A 4,293-nucleotide genomic window follows, 5' to 3' on the forward strand; every position below is an offset into this window, starting at 1 on the left:
GTTGCGGTTGATGACCCGGGTGACGTGGACGACGATCGGCGCCATGACCAGGCAGATCGCGTCGTTGACCAGGAAGGCTGACAGGACGCCGGTCAGCAGCGTCACCATCAGCAGCAGCATAAACGGCGCATGTGCGTGCTCGATGGCAACGGCGCCGAGTGCGCGAAAGGCGCCCGATACCTTCAGATGCGCGACGACGATCATCATGCCGAGCAGCAGCGTGATGGTGTCGAAATTGATGGCGCGGTAGGCGTCCTCCAGGCTGAGCGCGCCGATGGCGATCATCGCCGCACCACCGAGCAGTGCAACGCCTGCCCGGTCAAGGCGTAAGCCGGGGATCCTGCCGATGGCAACGCCGGCATAGGTCAGGATCAGGATCAGCAGTGCCGCCGCACCCATCAATGTCATTCGTGGGAAAGCCCCGTTCAGATCCGCCCTGCCCCGCCATAACGGTAGCCGGCGCAAGCTATGATTCCTGCCGCCATACTCACCCGAGCTCAATCCGATCGGGCAAGCCTTGGCAATATCAAACATTGATGCGACGCGCACAGCGTCGAACCATCGGAGGGACTGGCGCACCATCGGCCAACTCATCCAGACAATCACACCAGCAGAGTTTCTCGTAAAACGCTGGGTATGCTTCCGTCGAAGATGAAGGCTTAGAAGAAGCCCAGGCTCATTGAAATCGTGGCTCGATCATGGCGAGGATGGAGACTGTCTCCACCTATGGGCAGGCCGACCAGCAAAGCGAAGAACGCGCCTTCGGCATGGCAAGGCGAGCGCTGAACACCCGACTGACGCTGGAACAAGCAGCCGATTGCGGAGTTGAAACGGCGGTAGAGGTTTGCCGGAATGAGTTCCACTCCCGTGCTGCGGTACATTTATTGGGTAATTGTTCTCGACGTTTCGGTCGTGCTTGCGCCTTACGCTCTTAGCGCGGCGTGGCCGCAATGACGCAGCGCGATCCTAACGCCACTTCACCACAGGAAGACAAGAAGGACGGCATCGGACGAGCACTTGGACTCGGCCTTATCACCGGCGCTGCTGACGACGACTGCTCGGCCATCGGTACCTATGCTAGTGCCGGCGCGCGCTTTGGCCCAGACCTGCTTTGGACCGCTCCTGTAACGCTGCCGATGATGTACACTGTCGTGTATCTCTCGTCGAAGCTTGGACAGGTTTCGGGCCGCGGCCTCTTTCATGCGATCAAGGACTTCTACCCACGGTGGCTGCTCTGGGCTGTTCTTGTGGGCGTGCTGATCGGCAACACTATCGAAGCAGCCGCCGATCTCGGCGGCATGGCTGCATCCATCAACATCTTCCTTCCTGTTCCGATCCCCCTCATTGTGATCGTAGTCGCGGCCGCGATCTTTGCTCTCCAGCTTTGGGGCTCCTACACGCTCATTCGTAACATCTTTCGCTGGCTCGCGCTGGCCCTGCTTGCCTATGTCGGCTCAGCCATCATGGCGAAGCCGGATGCGGCAGCCGTGCTGTGGGGCACCCTTGTTCCGAAGATCGAGTTCAGCCGCGAGTTCCTGTCCATTCTGGTGGCTATCATCGGCACCACCCTTTCAGCGTACCTCTACACCTGGCAGTCGAATGAGGAGGTGGAGGAAGAGATTGCCGAGGGGAGAACGACGCTGAAGGAGCGCAAGGGTGCCACGGACGGTGAACTGCGCCGCTCCCGCCGCGATATCCTGATCGGCATGATCTTTTCCAATCTCATCATGTACTTCATCATCCTGTCGACAGGGTCTACGCTCTATGAAGCCGGCGAGCACGACGTAGAGACCGCCGCTCAAGCAGCCGAAGCTCTCAAGCCGCTCGCTGGTGCAGCCGCTGGCGTACTGTTCGCTGCCGGCGTGATCGGGGTCGGGTTCCTTGCCGTTCCGGTCATGACGACAGGTGCGGCATACGATCTGGCACAGGCAGTTGGATGGAAGCACAGTCTTCATGCCAAGCCGCGTGAGGCGCCAAAGTTCTACATCGCGATCGGCGCCTTCACGCTGATTGCTGTCGGCCTGAATTTCCTGGGTTTCAACCCGATGAAGGCGCTCGTCTGGTCCGGCATCGTGCAGGGCTTTTCTACGCCGCCACTGCTTCTTCTTATCATGCTAATGACGAACAACCCGCGGATCATGGGAGACAAGGTCAACAGCCGCACTACCAACGCTCTGGGATGGGCTACTACGATCGCAATCTTTTCCGCCTCTTTAGGGCTGGTAGCGACCTGGTTTATCTAAGGTCACCATGACGCTCGCGCCATACCCCGGCAATTCGAGCTCACACGTCTCTACCGTGCTCCCGGGGCGGCGTGGCCAAGTGCGCGTGCTTCTGGAAAATCGCAATCTTGTCGGGATAGGTAATCCGGATCTCGCGTCCGCATCCGTCGCACCTGTAATGGGAAACGACCTGAAACCAGCTGCCATTCTTGATGACGGTGAAGTTGCACTGCGGGCATTGGAAAGTCAGGCCAACAGAGAATAGGCTGGGAGAGAGGGACATTGCAGCACTTCGCATTCTGGAGAGTTTTGAGGCAGCTTGGTTAGTCCAGCGTCTCCACGACGAAGGAAGCGGCAATTAAATCGTCGGCATCGATTCTGCCCTTGCCGCCCTCCATGACGGCTGCGACCTTGCGAAAGGTCTTCAGTTCACTCTCGGTAATCCGGGCGCCGCGCATCCTCTCATTGAGGTCGGCCACGCGCATTCGCAGCGCCTGGGACGCTCCAATCTCACGGTTCGACATGGTGATCACATTCCTCGTCGCTTGACTTCCCGCCGCACCTTTCGGCACGGCGGGCTGTCCTCCCAGTCGCTTTGGTCATTCTATGACTTTGATGATCTTGCGTGTGCCCGGGTCAACGACAACGGTCCGGTTGTCGACCACCACGGTGCGGTATTTTGTGTCGGGGACTTCATGAAGCTCGACCGTCTCGGGCAGGGTTGAGCCGATATTGAGCTCCACTCCAGGGATTTTCACCGATGCTAGCGGCTGCTTCTTGACATATTCCCTGATGACCGTCTCCTGTTCAGGCTCGATGACTACGTCCTGAGCAGCAGCGGCGCCGATACCTGCCAGCAGCAGAAATCCTGCGGCTGCAGTGGAAAGACGCATTCTCATAAGTGCCTCCTCATGTGAACTCTGTGCGCTCAACGGCACCGCCTTAGCGCCAGGCTCACTAAACCTCAGGCAGTCGCAAACGTTCCCTGGTTGGGCTTCGGTCTGATCCAGACGGGACCTAAGTCTCACCTGTTTTCGCGTAATAGCCCTGACATCGCGCCACCCGGAACTGCCGCTGCTCGCAGTAGTTGCTCGCTGTGAGTTCACGGGAGGAGCCCATGGAGAATAGCGTCCACCAAGCCCGCTGGTTACTCGCTCCGGTCTTCGCCGTCTCCATCGCGTTCCTGGTGATGGGAATGGTCGTTAGCTAGGAACAATCTGATGTTGACGATTGGACCGAAGAACGAAATTGAGATCTGCGCAGCTAAGTCCCTTCCTGCGCTGATAAAGGACCACCCGCCATTCCTCGATTTGGCGGGTGGTCCGAGCGAGCGCGATTGAGGCGTCGTCGTCGCTGGAGCCCAGCACCGAGGCGTGGCGCAGCTCTTCCTCGCCACGGAGATGCCTGATGTGGAGCCTCATGCCGGGGCACAGCGCGGTTCGTCGCGTATTTATGCCTTCGGTGTAGCCGGTCGCGCGGTTTTGAGTTTCTGACACCGGATTTTAGAGCACTCACCCGTCTTTACTTTCCCGAAGCGTTCTCGCAGCCGTGGATGCCCTAGCCATGGAATCCGCCAAAGCTACAAACACGGATTCGTCCGCAGGTTTCGCGACAAAAGTACCGGCCTTGAGGCCTACCGCGGGCCTCGATGTCCGTGGCACTATAAATTAAAAAGGGATATTAACGGGCCACGAGTTCTTCAGCAACCGAAGAGCTGATGCAGCTGCAAGAGCACGTCCAGGATGACGACGTCAGGCTCAACAAGGGCCGAAATTTGTCGTGCACGATTGCAACTTGGCTCTGAGGCCACCGCAAAGCCAGCCTCTCTGAGTGACGTCTCGATATTCGATGACGATCATCGGCTCGTCCTCAGAGATGAGCGCTAGAGGCTTTCTCATGTCCCCTTCCTTGATGGGCAGGAGCACGATGTGCGCTGATCTCCCGGCAACGGCGCCCGGATGTCGCGCCGCACCTAGTCTTCCCAAAGCCTTGGAAGCGAGCGTGCCAAAGATCGTTCTTGCCGCGCAAGTGCTTCACCCCGGTCTTGATCGGGAGGGGACACTGATCTCGC

The 4,293-nt window shown here is 58.8% G+C and carries 7 protein-coding genes; 3 read left to right on the plus strand and 4 right to left on the minus strand.

What is annotated here, in order from left to right; all coding sequences use genetic code 11:
- Both EOA86_RS24265 and EOA86_RS38845 read right to left on the minus strand, forming a co-directional pair.
- Window positions 1-408: SLC13 family permease (locus EOA86_RS24265; protein WP_281035690.1), on the minus strand; the 408-nt coding region annotated here is incomplete at its 3' end.
- 251 nt (window positions 409-659) lie between these two features.
- Entirely contained in the window at window positions 660-863 is a 204-nt protein-coding gene (locus tag EOA86_RS38845) for a hypothetical protein (RefSeq protein ID WP_164891940.1), read from the minus strand.
- Between the two features lie 87 nt (window positions 864-950).
- Here EOA86_RS38845 and EOA86_RS24270 point away from each other — a divergent pair, with 87 nt between their 5' ends.
- Complete coding sequence (locus tag EOA86_RS24270) at window positions 951-2,243, plus strand: Nramp family divalent metal transporter (protein WP_065008984.1); 1,293 nt, start codon at window positions 951-953, stop codon at window positions 2,241-2,243.
- Between the two features lie 79 nt (window positions 2,244-2,322).
- Window positions 2,323-2,487, plus strand: coding sequence for a hypothetical protein (locus tag EOA86_RS38850; protein WP_164891941.1), 165 nt, complete (start codon window positions 2,323-2,325; stop codon window positions 2,485-2,487).
- A gap of 58 nt (window positions 2,488-2,545) precedes the next feature.
- Here EOA86_RS38850 and EOA86_RS24280 read toward each other — a convergent pair whose 3' ends face one another.
- Together EOA86_RS24280 and EOA86_RS24285 are read right to left on the minus strand one after the other, a co-directional pair.
- Window positions 2,546-2,746 (minus strand): hypothetical protein, encoded by a 201-nt coding sequence (locus tag EOA86_RS24280; RefSeq protein ID WP_123150929.1) that lies wholly within the window; start codon window positions 2,744-2,746, stop codon window positions 2,546-2,548.
- A gap of 75 nt (window positions 2,747-2,821) precedes the next feature.
- Window positions 2,822-3,121 (minus strand): DUF1236 domain-containing protein, encoded by a 300-nt coding sequence (locus EOA86_RS24285; protein WP_128343984.1) that lies wholly within the window; start codon window positions 3,119-3,121, stop codon window positions 2,822-2,824.
- Window positions 3,122-4,070: 949 nt separating this feature from the next.
- Between EOA86_RS24285 and EOA86_RS39570 the strand changes: the two genes are divergently transcribed.
- The coding region (locus tag EOA86_RS39570; RefSeq protein ID WP_206630118.1) for a hypothetical protein at window positions 4,071-4,293 on the plus strand (223 nt) is incomplete at its 3' end.

The organism is Mesorhizobium sp. M5C.F.Ca.IN.020.32.2.1, assembly GCF_004023105.1.
Lineage (GTDB): Bacteria > Pseudomonadota > Alphaproteobacteria > Rhizobiales > Rhizobiaceae > Mesorhizobium > Mesorhizobium wenxiniae.